Genomic DNA, 17,029 nt, shown 5'->3' on the forward strand with positions numbered 1-17,029 from the left:
TGGTATATCCACAATAATGAATTCCGCTAAGCTGGCGAGCCTGCGTGCTGAATAGGGTGTGTGAGTGAGAGCAGAAACTCAATGTCCAGGTGTGCTTCACACGCCTGAGCAATCCGTTCGAGGGCGTCGTCCTGTTGTTGCTCCCAGGGTTTGATCAATCGGGTATCTGCGCCTGCCCACTGCAGTACGGCCTGAAGCGCTTCGGGCATATCGAAGACACCGTGCAGATAGGTTCCTGCGATCAGGTTGTCCTGGCTGATGCAGCCATCCTGTGTACCATCCGACAGGGTGCAGAACGGCTGGTAACCGGGCTGGGTGTGCTGGCTGCGTCCCGCATGAATCTGGTAGCCGCTGACGGGGCAATCGGCAAAAGACAGGGTGCCTGTGCTGTTGATCAGAGCTTTCTGACGGTGCATCTCAGTCGAGACAGGCAGATACCCCAGGCCGGTGCTGCTCCCGGCAGTGTCTTCAATGCCTTCCGGATCGGCGATGGTTTCACCTAACATCTGATAGCCACCACAGATCCCTAACACCTTTCCGCCGTAGCGGAGATGCTGACGGATCTGGCTGTCCCAGCCGTGCTGGCGCAGTGCCTCCAGGTCTGCGCGGACGTTTTTGCTGCCGGGCAGAATAATCAGATCGCAGGCACCGATGGCGTCCCCCGGTGCAACATACTGCAGGTCGACTTGTGGATGCTCCCGCAGCATGTCGAAGTCGGTGTGATTACTTATCCGCGGGAATACCGGCACCCTGACCCGCAGGCGGATATCGTCACTGGTTTTCTGTTGGACTTCGATGGCATCTTCGGCGGCGGCGCTGAGATTGTGGAGATACGGAAGAACACCGATGACCTTTTTGCCGGTACGTTTCTCAAGCCAGTCCAGTCCGGGTTGAAGCAGCGAGATATCCCCGCGGAAGCGATTAATAACGAATCCGGCAACACGGTCCTGCTCAGAAGGAGAGAGCAACTCAAGGGTTCCGACCAGTTGGGCAAAGACACCGCCGCGGTCGATATCGGCGATGATAATGACCGGGCAGTCTACCGCCTCGGCGAATCCCATATTGGCGATATCTCTGTCGCGTAGATTTATCTCCGCTGGACTGCCCGCTCCTTCGACAACGACCAGTTGGTAGTTCTGTGCAAGCCGCTGATGACTTTCGAGCACGGCTGTCATCGCGGTGGTCTTGTAGTCATGGTAGGCGGCAGCCTCCATGTCTGTGACCGCTTTTCCATGAATGACGACCTGCGCCCCGGTATCTGAGGAGGGCTTCAGCAGGACCGGGTTCATGTCGGTATGGGGCGGTATCCGGGCGGCCTTGGCCTGCAACGCCTGAGCTCGGCCAATTTCGCCGCCCTCTGGCGTGACCGCGCTGTTTAAGGCCATGTTCTGAGGTTTGAAAGGCGCGACCAGAAAGCCCCGGTTATTCAGTACCCGACACAGGCCGGCGACAAGCAGACTTTTTCCGGCGTCAGAGGTGGTGCCCTGAACCATCAGCGTGTTGACCGCGCGAAAGGTGTTGTTCATGCGCTTTCACCTTTCAGAGTCATGGGCAGCCCAGCGGCGACGAAAGTGACCTTGTCGGCGATGGCGGCCAGTGCCTGATTCATCCAGCCTGCCTGATCAACATAGCGGCGAGTGATGTCGCCCATCGGGATCACACCGAGGCCAACCTCATTGGCTATCAGAACAACGTCTGCCTGACACCCGTCCAGTGCGCTTTTCAGAGTGGCCACGCCCTGAGCCGGGTCGTCATCCGGTGTCATAAAGAAGAGGTTGTTTAGCCATAAGGTGAGGCAGTCGATCAACAGCAGTTCATTGGGGAGGGCGTTGGTGATGCGCTCAGCGAGGGCGAGAGGAATTTCTTCGAGTTGCCAGTGGTCGCCCCGTTCCTGCTGGTGGCGGGCAATACGCAGGCGCATTTCTTCGTCAGAGGCCGTTGCAGTTGCAATAAACACCGGCCTGAGTTCTCTGGGAGCGATGTATTGTTCCGCAGATGTCAGTGCGTATGAAGATTTGCCCGAGCGTGCCCCGCCAAGTATCAGGTGAATCACAGTGAACCTCCGCTTAAGACGCTGGCCGCGAGCACGAAATAGATCAGGAGTTCCTGAAGTTGTTGCGCAGCACCGAGGCAATCTCCGGTAAATCCTCCGATGTGTTTTTTCATCCAGCGCCGCAACAGCATCCGAGCGATCACGACAGACGCGATCACTGCAACGGCGGTCCACAGAGGGAAGAGCAGAAGCGCCGCCGCACCAGAAAGCAGGGTGACGGTCAGGTCGGTGACTGACATAGGCCGGGCAAGGGGATCGCTTTTACTTTTGCCCGGTGCAGTGACGTACGGCAGATCCTGACCATGGGTAATCGCCATAGCCCGCGACAGAGGGTAGGCAAGTATCAGGGCGCTCAACAGAATGCCGGCGTCTGCCAGTTGCAGCAGCAGGGTGACTTTAAGAGCCAGCGCACCAAATAAGGCGCCGCTTCCATACGTGCCTATCCGGCTGTCTTTCATAATGGTGAGTTTCTGCTCAGAAGAAAGTCCGCCATAGAAGCCGTCAAACGTATCTGCCAATCCGTCTTCGTGCAGTGCGCCTGTCAGCAACAGGCTGACAATCACAGTAATGACCACGGCAGTTTCTACGCCCACGATGGCCGATACCACGACCGTCAGGCCACAAAGCAGCAACGCCAGCAGCCAGCCCGTTGCGGGGAAATATCGCAGCGCACGATGCATTTTCTCCGGGCTGTAATCGGGGTTTCCGACCGGCAGGCGCGTCATAAACGAGACCGCCAGCCGGAGCAGATTCATTTCAGCCAGAATCATCGGATGCATCAGACGGTGACTCCCGCGCTGTCGAAAGTCGCCATATCGTTATAGAAAGCACAGGCAGCCTTAACGAGCGGTACCGCCAGTGCGGCCCCTGTGCCTTCTCCAAGGCGCAATCCAAGGTCCAGCAGTGCCTCTGCCTGCAGGGCTTCAAGCACATGCTGGTGTCCGGCTTCAGCCGAACGGTGCGCAAAGATCATGTAGTCGCGGCATTCCGGGGCGAGGCGCGTGGCAATCAATGCGGCGACGCTGACGATAAAACCATCAATCAACAGCGGTCGTTCGGCTTCTGCCGCACCCAGCATTGCGCCGGCCATCTGCGCGATTTCAAAGCCACCGGCTTCCTGCAGAATCTCCATGGTCGAAGGGGACGCGTGTCTGGCGTTGATGCGGGTCAGCGTTTTTCTGATCAGGTCTGTTTTAAGGTGTTTCTGGTCGGCCGTGATGCCCGTTCCGGCACCGACGGTGTTCTCTGGCGGCAGCTTCATAAGCAATGAAAGAAGTGCGGAGGCCGACGAGGTATTACCAATTCCCATTTCTCCGAAGGCAATCAGGTCGTGGCCCTGTGTGCACAGGGTGCGGCCAAAGCGTATCCCCATATTCAGAGCGTCGGCTGCCTGTGCTTCGGTCATTGCGGGGCCTTCCGATATATCCTGGGTACCTGCGCCGGTACGGGCAGAAATATAGTCAGGGTGATCACTCTCTACGGGATCAATAATTCCGGCATCTATAACCTTCAGTTGGATGTTGTTGGCACGGCAGAAGCAGTTAACAGCTGCGCCGCCACTGAGAAAGTTAAGAACCATCTGCCGGGTGACGGCCTGGGGGGCGATGCTCACCGGGTGACGGGCGATGCCGTGGTCGGCCGCAAACACGGCCATGACGGGGGCATTCACACTGAGGCGAGCGGGGTTCCGATGAATCAGTGCCAGCTGGAGCGCGAGCTGCTCCAGCTGACCCAGTGCTCCCGGAGGTTTGGTTTTCTGGTCGATTCTGTTCTGAATCCCGGACTGTGGCTCCCGGTCGACGGGCGGAATGGCGATAATGGAATGATCTTGCATAGTGGCTCCGGACAGTCAGGCGCGCTGACGCATCATTAATAAGAAGAAAACACTGCCAATGGCGGAAGTAATAATGCCGATGGGTAATTCCTGGCTCTCCAGCAGTGTGCGGGCAAGCACATCGGCCCAGACCAGAAATACTCCGCCAAGAAGCAACGACCCGAGAATGACCGCGCGGGTGTTCACTCCAAACCAGCGACGGACAATGTGAGGAATCATGAGGCCGACAAAGCCGATGCCGCCGCAGTGTGCGACGACAACGGCGGTGAGAGAGGCACAGACAATCAGCCCGAGCATGCGCATCTGCCCGGCGTGCACACCTAGACTGAGAGCCGTTTTATCCCCCAGTAGCATGGCATCGAAGCGGCGACCGCTGAGCCAGAGCAGAATGACGGCGAAAAACAGCGGCACTGCGATCAACAGTAAATGAGGTGTTTCGAGACGGGTCAGGCTACCCATCATCCAGAACATCACTTTATTCGCGGCGAAGGGCTCACCGATATACAACACCATATGAGTGGCGGCCCCCAGCATCAGTGACAGTGCGATCCCCGCGAGCAGGAGCTGTTCAGGGGTACGGGCCCACCGGCTGGCGGCCAGCCCCTGAACCAGAAATACGGATCCCCATGCGCCGGCAAACGCCGCTACTGGCAGCGATGTTCCCTCGGGCAGCCAACCGATATCGGGCAGAACACTGACGATGGCGGCGCCCAGCCCGGCTCCGGCTACGATGCCAAAAAGATACGGGTCGGCGAGTCCGTTGCGTGTCACATTCTGGAGGGTTGCACCGGCAATCGCCAGTGCGCCCCCTGCCAGCAAGGCACCGAGCACTCTGGGCAGCCGGATATCAAAGAAGATCATGTCTTCTACCCTGCCAGGACACGTGTCGGTCATGCACTGCCACACGACCCCAGGTGAGAGCCCTGCAGATCCGAACAGGCTTGCGAACAGCGGGCTGAACAGGGCTGACAACAGCAGGAGTGCCCAACGCAGACGAACAGACGTCATAACTGGATGACCTCTGCAGTGGAAGGGCAGAAGTCGACCCGGGTGCCGTGCTCTGTATGGTTGACGATGCAGGTCAACCCGAACACCCGTTCGAGAAGCTCAGCGGTCAGGACCTCCGCAGGCTGACCAAATGCGAGAAGGCGGCCACCGGCTACTATCGCCAGCTGATCGCAGTAGGCCGCAGCAAGATTAATATCATGCAAGCTCATCACAACGGTAAGCCCGTCGTCGGGGCGTCGCGACAGGCTTTTAAGAAGGGCGAGAATACTGTGCTGGTAATAGACATCAAGATGGTTGACTGGCTCGTCGAGGAGCAGCAGGCCTGCACGTTGCAACAGCGCTCGCGCGATCAGCCCGCGTTGCTGCTCGCCCCCTGAGAGGGTGGCAAATTCCTGCCGGGCTTTTTCCTGCAGGCCGACCTGCTGGAGTACTGACATAACCTGATGATCGTCTTGCGAATTCGGCAGAGCAAACAGGGGCTGGTGGGGGATAAGCCCCATGCGAACCACCTGAAACAGTGTAAGTGCAAATACGCTGTCATGTAGCTGATCTACCTGCGCTATCCGTCGGGCGCGCTCGTGCAAAGGTATCTGCTGAACAGCCTCACCCTGCCAGTAAATAGTGCCGGATGACTTCAGACGGTTGCCGGAAGTGCCAGCGATCTGCTGCAGCAGGCTGGTTTTGCCGGCACCGTTCGGACCGAGAACTCCAAGTACCTGCCCGGGTGGGAGGTGGAAACTGATATCGCTGAGCAGGCGGGTAGGGCCTGCCGATAATGACAGTTGCTCTGCAGTAAGGCCGGGTAAGGAGGTCATAGTTGATGTCTTCAGCCAGGGCAGGGCAGGACACATCCTTCGGCTCGCTGACTGCGCGGACGAGTGATGATCCGTGTATTCCCGCACGAAAAAATAACCGGTACATCAGGCTGGTATCTGACTCAGATCACGCCTTGTCACAGCGCGGTCCACACAGTTGCGGGTACAGTTCCGGATTTGCACCGGATTCCCATTCAAGCCTGGCTCAACAAAGCAGGCACCTGAGGGCAGGCACTATACCACAGATAGCCCAGAGACCGGGTGTCACGGTCCGGGGCGGATGATTCCGGGCAAGGTTGAAAAGCAGCTGTCGGTGGCGATCCGGATGAAGTCCTGCAGAAAATGGGCTTCCGCCTGATCTTCCCGGACGGCCGCATACAGAGTTGGCCAGACTCCATGCTCGCCAAGTGGACGACTGGTGATCAGTCCGGCTTCGAGATATTGGTGTAATGCCCAGCTGGGCAGGCAGGCAACGCCACGTCCGCTCGCGACCAGCTGAACCATCATCAGAGTCAGCTCTGTCTGTCGGGTCGCCAGAGGCTCAATGCCCGCCGCATTCAGAAAGTACTCAAAAATGTCGAGACGTTTTCGATCGACGGGATAATGAATCAGGGTTTCTTCACTGAGCTGTTGTGGAAGTATCCAGGATTCAGTGGCCAGTGGATGCTGATTGGCCAGAGCCAGTACAGACTGATAGCGGAACAATGGGATATGGCGGATATCCTGTCCGGGAGCCGGGTCTGAGGTGATAACAAGATCAATGTCACCCCTCAGCAGAGCGGGCATAGGTTCAAAATGGAAGCTGGTGCTGAGATCAAGCTCGACTTCCGGCCAATGGTCCCGGAACTGGTTGATCGCTGGCATCAGCCATTCAAAGCAACTGTGACACTCAATCGCCATATGCAGCCTGCCTTCCTGGCCACTCTGAATTTTCTTCAGTGTGCGCTCAGTCTGGTTAACCAGAGGCAATACCCGGTCAGCCAGCTGCAATACCTCAAGGCCGGCCCGGGTAAAACGGACAGGGCGACTCTTGCGTTCGAACAGACTGGTACCCAGTTTTTCCTCAAGATCTTTGAGTTGATGCGACAGGGCGGACTGTGTCAGATAGAGGCGCCGCGCCGCTTCTACCATGCTCCCGCTGTCTCTGAGTGCGGTCAGAGTTTTCAGGTGACGGATATCCAGCATAGCGCCTCCTATTGAGTACCTTTCATCAAATTCTACTTACATTATGCAAACTATTCATAGTCTTTGTATCCTGTCCCATTCTGGTACTGGTCGCTGTGCCGTCGCGACGGTATTCTGGCCATGCAAAGTTTATGAGGAATAACGAATGAGCCGCTTTCTGCTCAGTCTTGATCAGGGAACAACCAGCAGTCGTGCAATTGTTTTTGACAGCGAGGGCAAACATTGCGCTTCTGCTCAACGCGAGTTTAAACAACATTTTCCGCAACCCGGCTGGGTCGAGCACAATCCGTCAGATATCTGGCAGACAACCCTCGAATGCGGACGGCAGGCCATCGCAGATGCTGGGCTGACAGCGACAGATATTGCCGCTATTGGTATCACTAACCAGCGCGAGACCACCCTTATCTGGGACAAAGCAACGGGTGAGCCTGTGTATCCTGCGATTGTCTGGCAGGACAGACGCACGGCAGAAATCTGTCAGGACTTCAGCGACTCTGCGGAGGCCATCAGTGAGAAGACCGGATTACTGTTAGACCCGTATTTCTCTGCAACCAAAATCCGCTGGATCCTTGATCACGTCGAGGGTGCGCAGCAACGCGCTGAAGCCGGAGAGTTGCTTTTCGGGACCGTGGATACCTGGCTGTTGTGGAATCTGACCGGCGGGCGCAGTCATCAGACCGACGCGACCAACGCCTCCCGGACGATGCTGTTTAATATTCACCAGCAGTGCTGGGATGACGATCTGCTCGCGCTCTTTAATATCCCGGCATGTATTTTGCCTGAAGTGAAGGACAGTGCATCAGATTTTGGCGCTTCTGATCCAACCTGGTTTGGTGAGGCCATCACGATTGGTGGGATTGCCGGCGATCAGCAGGCGGCTCTGATCGGTCAGGGCTGTTTTACGGAAGGGATGGTCAAAAGTACCTATGGTACGGGCTGTTTTGTCATCCTCAATACCGGGAAGCGCGCATTACAGTCCTCACACCGTTTATTGACGACGGTGGGTTATCGGATTAACGGCGAGGTCACTTATGCGCTGGAAGGCTCGATTTTTATGGCCGGTGCAACGATTCAATGGATCCGGGATGGCCTGCGTCTGATTGGTGACGCCAGTGACAGTCAGTCTCTCGCAGAGGCGACTGGATACGACAATCCGGTCTACATGGTTCCGGCGTTTGCCGGTCTCGGTGCCCCCTACTGGGATGCCGATGCACGTGGCGCTATGTTCGGACTGACCCGGGATACCGGCATCAAAGAAATCGTGACGGCGGGGCTTCAGGCCGTCTGTTATCAGACCCGGGATCTGCTCGAAGCGATGGCAGGGGATGGCGTTGATGCGGGGGAGCTGCGGGTAGATGGCGGCATGGTCGTAAATGACTGGCTGATGCAGTTTCTTGCGGACGTCCTGGGGATCAGAATCACACGCCCGCGTGTGACAGAGACCACCGCCCTGGGCGCGGCTTATCTGGCTGGGCTGACGGCAGGACTGTACTCCACGCTTGAGGAAGTAGGCGACCTCTGGCAATACGAGCAGAGTTTTGAACCTGAACTGAATCAGGAACGAAGAGAGGCGCTGTACGATGGCTGGAAGAATGCAGTCAGTCGTATCTGTCGCCCGGTATGACATTAACTGCGGATTTGTAGTGATTCCGTAAAAAGGTATGGAACAAAGTCCGGTTACTACTTAATCTGGCCTTATTGAAACGACAGGAAGCCTGAATGGGGCAGTTGCGGAAGGACATATTGCGACGACACAGTATGGCAGCGGCGGGTATGCTGCTCTTTACTGTGCTGTATGTCGTTGGCTACGGCATCGTGTATCAGGCGGATACCCCGTTTCTCGTTTACTTCGCTGCATTTCTCTATTTTTCCTGCCACGCTGGCGTTGCTTACGTCATCTGGAGTGGCAGAACAAAGGAAATGTCTGATCCCAGCCTGACCCTACCTGTTATGGCTCTGGTCATCCTTTTCATGTCCGTCATGATTCTGGCGGGGCCAGCGTTGCGTGGCATTATTCTTCTTGGATTGCTGAACATCATGCCGTTTGGCGTGTTCCGTCTGTCAGGCAAAGGCTTTCTGGGCGTCTCTCTGTTTGCGATTGCCTGCTATGCCCTGGTGATCTTCCTTACCCACTACCGCAACAGCGATGAGCTGCTGCCCGGTCTCGAGGCCCTGACCGGCTTCGCACTGACCACCAGTCTGCTGGTTTATGCCTTTATCGGGCGGGAGTTTGCCATGCTCAGAGCCGCGTACCGGGATAAAAATCTCGAGTTACGACGGGCAATGGCCAGGATTGAAGAGCTTGCGGTGACCGATGAACTGACTGGGTTGAACAACCGCCGCTACCTGTTGAAAACACTCGAAAAGCAACGAGCACTTGCGGTACGCCAGGACATCCCTTTTGTGGTGGCCTTCATTGATATCGACTTTTTCAAACAGGTAAACGACGATTACGGCCACCGGATTGGCGATCAGGTGCTTGCAGAGCTGGCTCATCTGTTACGTGTGTCGGTGCGGGAGGTTGATCTTGCTGCCCGTTATGGCGGGGAGGAGTTTGTCCTTCTGCTATCAGGCCTCAACATGGAAGCGGCAGAGGGGGTACTGGAGAGGATTCGTGCATCAGTAGAGTGCCAGCGCTTCTCTGAGGCTGAGCTGCATCAGACCATTTCAATCGGCGTTGCTCAGTATCATCCGGATGAAGCCACCGATGAGGTACTGGGCCGCGCAGACCGAATGCTATACGAAGCCAAGCATTCGGGACGTAACCGGGTGTGCCTTGAAAAGCGCAGTTACGCCCCGTCCTCAGATCAGGAATCTTCCTCCTGACAGAGCAGGAATTCCAGTAATGCCTTTTGCGCATGCAGACGGTTTTCTGCTTCGTCCCAGACCACTGCACGCGGATCATCAAGAAGATCTTCCGATACCTCTTCACCACGGTGTGCTGGCAGACAGTGCATAAATACAACGTCTTTATCCGCAAGATCCAGCAGTGCTGGTGACACCTGGAACGCGCTGAATTTCTTCATACGTTCCTGTTGTTCGTCTTCCTGGCCCATGGATGCCCAGACATCGGTCGCCACCAGGTGTGCGCCTTTGACAGCCTCAGCGGGGGTGGAAACCAGCTCAACACGATCACCCGCGTCAGCGACGATATCAGCATCAGGCTCGAAGCCCTCTGGTGTGGCGATGCGCAGTCTGAAATCAAACTGAATCGCTGCCCGGATGTAGGACTGACACATGTTATTGCCGTCACCAATCCAGGCGACCGTTTTCCCCTGAATCGACCCGCGATGTTCCTGATAGGTCTGCATATCAGCCAGCAGCTGACAGGGGTGATAGTCGTCTGTCAGTGCGTTAATGACAGGCACCTGAGAGTACTGCGCGAACAGCTCGATATCAGCGTGTTCGAACGTGCGAATCATGACCACGTCGACCATGCGGGAGAGAACACGCGCCGAATCTTCGATTGGCTCACCACGCCCGAGTTGGGTATCGCGGGGCGACAGGAAAATTGCGCTTCCGCCGAGTTGAGCCATGCCTGCTTCGAAAGAAACACGGGTACGGGTGGATGACTTCTCAAAAATCATCCCGAGTACGCGGTTTTTCAGAGGTTCATATACCTCGCCGCGGCGATGCATGGCTTTCAGTTCGATTGCCCGCTGGATGATCCACTGGAGTTCATCCGGAGACATGTCGGACAGAGTAAGAAAGTGTCTCACGTCTTTTCCTTTTCTATTGCTATCAGGCAAGTGCCTCGACCAGCTCACCAACCAGGCTGACGATCTTGTCAGCTTCCCCTTCGGAGATATTCAGCGGTGGGAGCAGGCGGATCACATTGCCTGAAGTCACATTCAGCAGAATGCCTTTTTCCAGAGCGGCAGCCATCAGTTGCGGACATTCCTGTTTGAGAACGACACCTATCATCAGGCCGCGTCCCCGGATTTCACTGAACAGAGGATGCTGGCCCAGACGCTCACGCAGTGCAGCGCGCAGGTAGTCACCCATACGGGCGGCATTTTCTGACAGTTTTTCATTAACGATAGTATTTACGACGGCAACACCAGCGGCACACGCCAGCGGATTACCACCGTAGGTAGATCCATGATTGCCTGGCTGCAGAATTTCTGCTGCTTTGCCACGGGCAAGACAGGCACCAATTGGCACACCATTGCCCAGACCTTTGGCGGTAGTCACAACGTCAGGCAGGAAACCAAACTGCTGGTAGCAGAAGTAGCTTCCGGTACGACCATTACCCGTCTGGATTTCGTCCAGAATCATCAGCAGATTAAGGTCATCACACAGGCTGCGTACGCCCTGCAGATAGTCGGCATCGGCAGTCGCAAGTCCGCCTTCGCCCTGAACGGGTTCCAGCATGACCGCAACGGTATTCGGGTTCGCTTTTGCAACGGCCGTCAGGGTCGCGAGATCCATAAAAGGAACGCGCACAAAACCGCTCAGAAGTGGTCCGAAGCCTTCCTGAACTTTAGCATTGCCGGTGGCGGTCAGAGTAGCCATGGTGCGACCGTGAAACGCTTTGGTCATCACGATAATAACGGGATCGTGAATACCTTTCTGATGGCCGTACTTACGCGCCATCTTAATGGCAGCTTCGTTGGCTTCGGCACCTGAATTAGAAAAGAAGACGTTATCCATTCCGGAGACATTCGTCAGGGCATCAGCAAGCTCTTTCTGGCGGCTGATTCCATACAGGTTCGAAGTATGGATCAGTTGGCCTGCCTGCTCCTGAATCGCTTGTGTGACGGCCGGGTGTGCATGACCCAGCCCACAGACTGCGATGCCACTGAGAGCATCCAGATACTGGCGGCCTTCTGTGTCAGTCACCCAGCTGCCGCTGCCAGCGGTAAAGGTCACCGGCAGACGGCCGTAAGTATTCATGATGGATTGCATATCGTCTTAATTCCTCAGAACGCAAAAGGGCAGCCATGGCTGCCCGGGGAAAAGCATAATACGAGAGGGTGAGCGCTTTGTAAACGATCAGCCCGGGGCTCAACCCTTGCCGCGGGTGCGGGTATGGTTGCTGCGTCCGTTTTTCTCAATAAATGTGATGATTTTGGTGGCGACGTCGATTCCGGTTGATTGCTCGATGCCTTCAATACCGGGGGACGAGTTCACTTCCATCACCACAGGGCCGTGGTTCGAACGTAGAATATCGACCCCGGCGACATTGAGTCCCATGGTCCTGGCCGCGCGTACAGCAGTCGCCCGCTCTTCCGGGGTGATACGTACTACCGACGCAGTACCACCGCGATGCAGGTTTGAGCGGAACTCACCGTCCGCCGCCTGACGCTTCATTGCTGCCACGACTCGATCGCCAACGACGAAGCAGCGGATATCGGCACCGCCGGCTTCTTTGATGTATTCCTGCACCATAATATTGGCTTTCAGGCCGAGGAAGGCTTCGATCACACTCTCAGCCGCCTTGCGGGTCTCGGCCAGAACGACACCGATGCCCTGGGTTCCTTCCAGCAGCTTGATCACCAGAGGCGCGCCACCGACCATGCTGATCAGATCTGGAATATCATCCGGACTGTGCGCAAACCCGGTAACCGGCAACCCGATACCTTTGCGTGCCATTAACTGCATAGAACGCAGTTTGTCGCGTGAACGACTGATTGCGACCGATTCGTTCAGTGGGTAAACCCCCATCATCTCGAACTGGCGCAGCACGGCAGTACCGTAAAAAGTAATCGAGGCGCCGATGCGCGGAATCACTGCATCAAACGGAGCCAGCTCTTCGCCTTTATAGTGGATCGAAGAATCCAGGCTGTTGATGTTCATGTAGCAGTGCAGGGTGTCCAGCACTACGACCTCATGCCCACGGGCTTCTGCCGCTTCAACCAGGCGCCGGGTGGAATACAGGCGCGGGCTGCGGGAAAGAATCGCAATTCTCATTCTGAAAAATCTGAATAGTGTTTTGATACATCAACCAGAAACCTGCCGGAAATGGCTTTGCGGCCGAGCAACATCGGGTAGCGCATCGTGCCCCGGTGGCTCAGGCTGACCTCAGCCTGCCAGGTATGGTCTCTGATCGTGATGGTGGTCTGGATTATGTAGCGTTTACTGCGTTGCCCGTTGGAGCTGGCAATGGTGCGTTTATCCAGCACCTTTGCTTCACACATTTTATCCAGAGAGGCTTCCGGGCTGCTGAAGAGCACATGGAAGCGCACCCAGCTCTCGCCGTCTCTGTTAAACAGCTCGATTCTGTCTGCGTGCAGACTGCTGGTGCAGGCTCCGGTATCTACCTTGGCATCGCAACAGATGCCAAGGTCGGGCAGTTCAATTGATTCTATGTAACCTAGTATTGCGTCAGTCATCGGTATCCGAGGCGTCTGATCCCCCATCGGAGACAGCTGCCGAAGAGGCGGTAAAGTAAATCTGTTTGCGTGCCAGAGCCTTCAGGTATGACGCCCAGGTACGCTCAGGCTCGCTGAGCGGTGGGACGAGATCCTGGCAGACTTCGACGAAGCGAACTTCTTCGTCCGTCGCCGGCGCGCGGCGTCCTTCGTGCAGGTCTTTCATGGCAACACCCATAGTTTCCAGAATATTTGCCTGGGATCGGGTAAAGTCACCGGACCGCTGAAAACCACGTGGGAAGTTAACATCATCAAAGAACTTCTTCGGGCTTTCAAAACTCTTTGCTTGGATATTGTCCATTATGCACCTACTATCGCATCTGGCCCAGGAATTTGGGCTGCTTGGGGCGGAGTATGGTCAGGGTCGATTCCGTGGTAAAACAAAAAAAACTTGTCGTAACGTGAAAGCATTCTGGTTGTTATGGACACAGACTTACTGAAAACGTTTATGGAGGTTTCCCGTACCCGCCACTTCGGCCGAGCCGCGGAAAATCTGTATCTCACACAATCGGCGGTCAGCTTCCGTATCCGCCAGCTGGAAGGACTTCTGGGGGTCGAACTCTTCTCCCGTCAGCGCAACAATATCCAGCTCACTCACGCCGGAGAAAAACTGATTCCGTTGGCCGAAAGCAGCGTCCTGCTTGAGCAGCGTATCCGCCAGGAAGTCGCGATAGCCGACGACCGGCATTATCAGTTCGCACTTGGCGCGACTCCGAACCTTTGGGATGCTGTTCTGCAGCAGAAGCTTCCTTCGTTATTGCGCCGGCCGGGCATGGCCGTGAGCGCGATGGCGCACAGCAGCAGTGCGCTTGTCCGGCAGATTCTTGAACGTAGTCTCGATCTGGCGCTGGTGTTTGATGCGCCCAAAGCAGATGAACTGATTACCCGTGAGGTCATGTCAGTTCCTCTTATTATGGTGGCGTCAGAGCCCTGCAGTAACTGGCAGCAGGCGGCCGATCTTGGCTATGTGCTGGTTGATTGGGGTACGTCGTTTCGTATCCAGCACGCGCAGGAATTCAAGGGCATTGCTGCCCCAGTGCTGAAAACCAACACGGGGCGTATCGCCCTGGACAGTATTCTGATGCACGGCGGTGCCGGATACCTGCCCGCCGGTATGGTTGCACAGCATATTGAGGCTGGTGAGTTACACGAAGTCAGTGACGCGCCTGAGATGAACCGTCAGGTATTTGCCAGCTATCTCAGCACCCGCAAAGATGACGAATTAATCAGCGACATCATCCAACAACTTCTGGACAGCGGACACCATGAGTGACGTTAATCGTGCCTGGTACTTTCCTGAGACGGGCTCTCCGGACCGTCTGACAGAGACAGAGCTTCCTGTTCCTCAGCCGGGGAAAGGCGAGCTGCTGATCCGGGTGCTTGCCTCTGGTTTTAATCCTATTGATACAAAAATCCGTGCGGGCCTGGCGCCGATTGCGGCAGACAATCATGTGCCCGGCTGCGATGTCTGTGGCGAAGTGGTCGCGGTTGGTGAAGACGTCTCAGGTTTTACCCCTGGTGATCGTGTCTATGGTTGTGCTGGTGGTGTGAAAGGCTCCAGCGGAACCTTATGCCAGTTTCTGGTCGCCGATGCAGAACTGATGGCTCATGCCCCGCATTCGGTCAGTGCCGTACAGGCGGCTGTCCTGCCGTTGATTGCCATCACTGCCTTCGAGGCCATTGAACGCCTTAATCTGAATGCCGGAGAGCGTTGCCTGATTATGGGAGGTTCTGGTGGGGTGGGGCAGATGGCCCTGCAGCTGGCCAAACTTCGTGGGGCTTCGGTAACGGCTACCGCAGGTGACGCACGTCGTCGCGATCAGGTCGCATCGTTCAGTGTCACGGCTATATCCCATCAGGAGGCAGCTGAGAAGACGGGCCAGTTTGAAAAAGTGCTGGATACCCATGGTGGCGTTAGCTTTCAGACGGCACTTATTGCTGCGTCAGCGGGCGGACAGGTCGCCACGATTAATGCACGCAATACCTATGACCTGACTCAGGCCCATGCCAAAGGCCTGACCATACATGCCGTGTTTATGCTGTTGCCACTGTTAACAGGTAAGGGCAGGGCAGTACACGGTCGTTTTCTGAGCTGGCTCGCGAACGAAGTGGATGCGGGTCGGATCATAGCGCCAGAAGCAGAGGCGCATCCTGCAAGCGCAGTTGCTGATGTGCATCGGCGCTATGAAGAAGGTGGTCTGAAAATTAAGGTGGCGTTTATCCTCTGATTACCAGAGGGGTCTCACGTTATCTTATTCGATGCCCAGAAGCTTATGAGTCTGCAGACTCAGTTTCCATTTGGGATGCTTCATGCAGTAGTCCACTGTCTTACGCGTATTCGTAACAGACAGCCCTTCTTTGGCTCCTTCCAGTTTGTCACTGGCGATCACGACAGGTTCATAATCTGCCATTGGCTGTAAGTAATAGTGGTCTGCAGTGATGTAATCGAAACGCTCGGGCATCGCATCCACCTGCGGGTACACCAGTTTCAGCTCATCACAGCGGATGACTGCGAGTTCAGAATCGCCCTTCGGGCTCAGGCAGATCCAGTCGATTCCTTCTGGTAAGGGCAGGGTGCCGTTGGTTTCGATAGCAACCTCAAATCCAGCGCTGTGCAGCTCCTCTATTAATACGGTATCGAGTTGAAGTGCGGGCTCTCCGCCTGTGCAGACAACGTAGGGCTTACCCTGAACAGAATTCCCACTGGCAGAGCCTGGCCATTGAGCACTGATGACAGAGGTAAGTTCGCTGGCTGTGTAGGTGCCACCCATGTGGCCGTCGGTACCAATAAAGTCGGTATCGCAGAACTGACAGATTGAGGCACCCCGGCTTTCTTCTCTACCATTCCATAAGTTGCATTTAGAAAAACGGCAGAACACTGCAGGTCGTCCGGCCTGAGCGCCTTCTCCCTGTAGCGTATAGAAGATCTCTTTAACGCGATAAGCTCCTTTTGCCATCAGGCTTGCTCGTACGGGAGAGGGTCAGTGGCATTATTCGTAGCAAATGCCTCAAGGCGCTCGGTGCAGGATCCGCATTTACCACAGGCCTTATCCCGTCCGTTGTAGCAGGTCCAGGTCTTGTCATAATCGAGACCCATCTTCAGACCATCGGCAAGAATCTCTGTCTTATCACTATTAAGGTATGGCGTCACGATGTCGACGGGCTCGTAGTTCGCCAGCTTGGCGACCTTGTTCATGGCATGCACGAAGTCCGGCCGGCAGTCCGGGTAGATGGCATGATCTCCTGAGTGCGCACCATAGAAGACTTTATTGGCGCCGATATCGACGGCATAACCGATGGCAAGAGACAGAAGGATCATGTTGCGGTTAGGGACGACGGTAGACTTCATGTTGGCAGCTTCGTAGTGCCCCTCAGGTATTTCTTTGTCTGAGGTCAGGGATGAGCTTTGTAACAACTGATTGATGGCTGTGATATCAATGATGCGGTGAGGGATGTCCAGTTCGGCACAGACCTCTTCTGCGTAACGTATCTCCTTCTTATGCTTCTGGCCGTAATCAAAGGTCAGCGCATAGAGTTCAAAGCCTTCATTCCGTGCTCTGTTAAGGATGGTGAAAGAATCCATGCCTCCGGAATAAATCACGACCGCCTTCTCTGCCATCTGGCCCTCACTGTTGTTGCTACATCTATATAAGAAGGCGCGAGTATACGCTTTATGTGATGACCTGAAAATTTTTTACAGAAATCGGTTGACCCAAATCGCCGCATCTCTATAATGCGCCGCTCCTGATCGTTACCCAGC

The 17,029-nt window shown here is 55.7% G+C and carries 18 protein-coding genes and 1 riboswitch; of the genes, 4 read left to right on the plus strand and 14 right to left on the minus strand.

Annotated features, from left to right (window positions below; genetic code table 11):
- Positions 1 to 26 precede the first annotated feature (26 nt).
- The 7 genes from Q1L85_RS16480 to Q1L85_RS16510 form a co-directional block, all read right to left on the minus strand.
- Complete coding sequence (locus tag Q1L85_RS16480) at positions 27 to 1,526, minus strand: cobyric acid synthase (protein ID WP_300424733.1); 1,500 nt, start codon at positions 1,524 to 1,526, stop codon at positions 27 to 29.
- Positions 1,523 to 2,053 carry a bifunctional adenosylcobinamide kinase/adenosylcobinamide-phosphate guanylyltransferase gene (cobU, locus tag Q1L85_RS16485; RefSeq protein WP_300424734.1) on the minus strand — a complete coding sequence of 177 codons (531 nt, stop codon included), beginning with the start codon at positions 2,051 to 2,053 and terminating at the stop codon, positions 1,523 to 1,525. Before cobU ends, Q1L85_RS16480 begins: the two co-directional genes overlap by 4 nt.
- Complete coding sequence (gene cobS / locus Q1L85_RS16490; RefSeq protein WP_300424735.1) at positions 2,050 to 2,832, minus strand: adenosylcobinamide-GDP ribazoletransferase; 783 nt, start codon at positions 2,830 to 2,832, stop codon at positions 2,050 to 2,052. Before cobS ends, cobU begins: the two co-directional genes overlap by 4 nt.
- A complete protein-coding gene (gene cobT, locus Q1L85_RS16495) occupies positions 2,832 to 3,887 on the minus strand; it encodes a nicotinate-nucleotide--dimethylbenzimidazole phosphoribosyltransferase (protein WP_300424736.1) in 1,056 nt (351 codons plus the stop codon). Before cobT ends, cobS begins: the two co-directional genes overlap by 1 nt.
- A 15-nt stretch (positions 3,888 to 3,902) precedes the next feature.
- Positions 3,903 to 4,895, minus strand: a complete 993-nt coding sequence (locus Q1L85_RS16500; RefSeq protein ID WP_300424738.1) for an iron ABC transporter permease — start codon at positions 4,893 to 4,895, stop codon at positions 3,903 to 3,905.
- On the minus strand, positions 4,892 to 5,710 hold the full coding sequence (locus tag Q1L85_RS16505) for an ABC transporter ATP-binding protein (protein WP_300424739.1): 819 nt from the start codon (positions 5,708 to 5,710) through the stop codon (positions 4,892 to 4,894). The genes Q1L85_RS16500 and Q1L85_RS16505 overlap by 4 nt, the downstream gene beginning before the upstream one ends.
- 90 nt (positions 5,711 to 5,800) lie before the next feature.
- Positions 5,801 to 5,950, minus strand: a riboswitch (cobalamin riboswitch).
- A gap of 24 nt (positions 5,951 to 5,974) precedes the next feature.
- A complete protein-coding gene (locus tag Q1L85_RS16510) occupies positions 5,975 to 6,895 on the minus strand; it encodes a LysR family transcriptional regulator (RefSeq protein ID WP_300424741.1) in 921 nt (306 codons plus the stop codon).
- 145 nt (positions 6,896 to 7,040) lie between these two features.
- Between Q1L85_RS16510 and glpK the strand changes: the two genes are divergently transcribed.
- Positions 7,041 to 8,519 (plus strand): glycerol kinase GlpK, encoded by a 1,479-nt coding sequence (gene glpK, locus Q1L85_RS16515; RefSeq protein WP_300424742.1) that lies wholly within the window; start codon positions 7,041 to 7,043, stop codon positions 8,517 to 8,519.
- 95 nt (positions 8,520 to 8,614) lie between these two features.
- Positions 8,615 to 9,721, plus strand: coding sequence for a GGDEF domain-containing protein (locus Q1L85_RS16520; RefSeq protein WP_300424745.1), 1,107 nt, complete (start codon positions 8,615 to 8,617; stop codon positions 9,719 to 9,721).
- On the opposite strand, the gene argF is transcribed toward Q1L85_RS16520, so the two are convergent.
- The 5 genes from argF to maoP form a co-directional block, all read right to left on the minus strand.
- Positions 9,703 to 10,614 carry an ornithine carbamoyltransferase gene (gene argF, locus Q1L85_RS16525; protein ID WP_300424747.1) on the minus strand — a complete coding sequence of 304 codons (912 nt, stop codon included), beginning with the start codon at positions 10,612 to 10,614 and terminating at the stop codon, positions 9,703 to 9,705. The genes Q1L85_RS16520 and argF overlap by 19 nt on opposite strands.
- Before the next feature lie 22 nt (positions 10,615 to 10,636).
- Positions 10,637 to 11,803 (minus strand): aspartate aminotransferase family protein, encoded by a 1,167-nt coding sequence (locus Q1L85_RS16530; protein ID WP_300424749.1) that lies wholly within the window; start codon positions 11,801 to 11,803, stop codon positions 10,637 to 10,639.
- A 99-nt stretch (positions 11,804 to 11,902) separates the two neighbouring features.
- Entirely contained in the window at positions 11,903 to 12,808 is a 906-nt protein-coding gene (gene rimK, locus Q1L85_RS16535) for a 30S ribosomal protein S6--L-glutamate ligase (RefSeq protein ID WP_300424751.1), read from the minus strand.
- Complete coding sequence (locus Q1L85_RS16540) at positions 12,805 to 13,230, minus strand: ATP-dependent zinc protease (protein ID WP_300424753.1); 426 nt, start codon at positions 13,228 to 13,230, stop codon at positions 12,805 to 12,807. The genes rimK and Q1L85_RS16540 overlap by 4 nt, the downstream gene beginning before the upstream one ends.
- The gene (gene maoP, locus Q1L85_RS16545) at positions 13,223 to 13,570 is read right to left on the minus strand and encodes a DUF413 domain-containing protein (protein ID WP_300424755.1); all 348 of its coding nucleotides are present in this window, start codon (positions 13,568 to 13,570) and stop codon (positions 13,223 to 13,225) included. Before maoP ends, Q1L85_RS16540 begins: the two co-directional genes overlap by 8 nt.
- Positions 13,571 to 13,690: 120 nt before the next feature.
- Here maoP and hdfR point away from each other — a divergent pair, with 120 nt between their 5' ends.
- A complete protein-coding gene (hdfR, locus tag Q1L85_RS16550; protein ID WP_300424757.1) occupies positions 13,691 to 14,542 on the plus strand; it encodes an HTH-type transcriptional regulator HdfR in 852 nt (283 codons plus the stop codon).
- Positions 14,535 to 15,497: an alcohol dehydrogenase catalytic domain-containing protein gene (locus Q1L85_RS16555; protein WP_300424759.1), complete on the plus strand. Its 963-nt coding sequence runs from the start codon at positions 14,535 to 14,537 to the stop codon at positions 15,495 to 15,497. Before hdfR ends, Q1L85_RS16555 begins: the two co-directional genes overlap by 8 nt.
- Positions 15,498 to 15,521: 24 nt before the next feature.
- Here the strand turns inward: Q1L85_RS16555 and queE are convergent, their stop codons facing one another.
- Together queE and queC are read right to left on the minus strand one after the other, a co-directional pair.
- Positions 15,522 to 16,226, minus strand: a complete 705-nt coding sequence (queE, locus tag Q1L85_RS16560; protein ID WP_300424760.1) for a 7-carboxy-7-deazaguanine synthase — start codon at positions 16,224 to 16,226, stop codon at positions 15,522 to 15,524.
- Positions 16,226 to 16,888 (minus strand): 7-cyano-7-deazaguanine synthase QueC, encoded by a 663-nt coding sequence (gene queC / locus Q1L85_RS16565; protein WP_300424761.1) that lies wholly within the window; start codon positions 16,886 to 16,888, stop codon positions 16,226 to 16,228. Before queC ends, queE begins: the two co-directional genes overlap by 1 nt.
- Between the last annotated feature and the right edge of the window lie 141 nt (positions 16,889 to 17,029).

The sequence above is a fragment of the uncultured Thalassolituus sp. genome (assembly GCF_950066645.1).
GTDB lineage: Bacteria > Pseudomonadota > Gammaproteobacteria > Pseudomonadales > Oceanobacteraceae > Thalassolituus.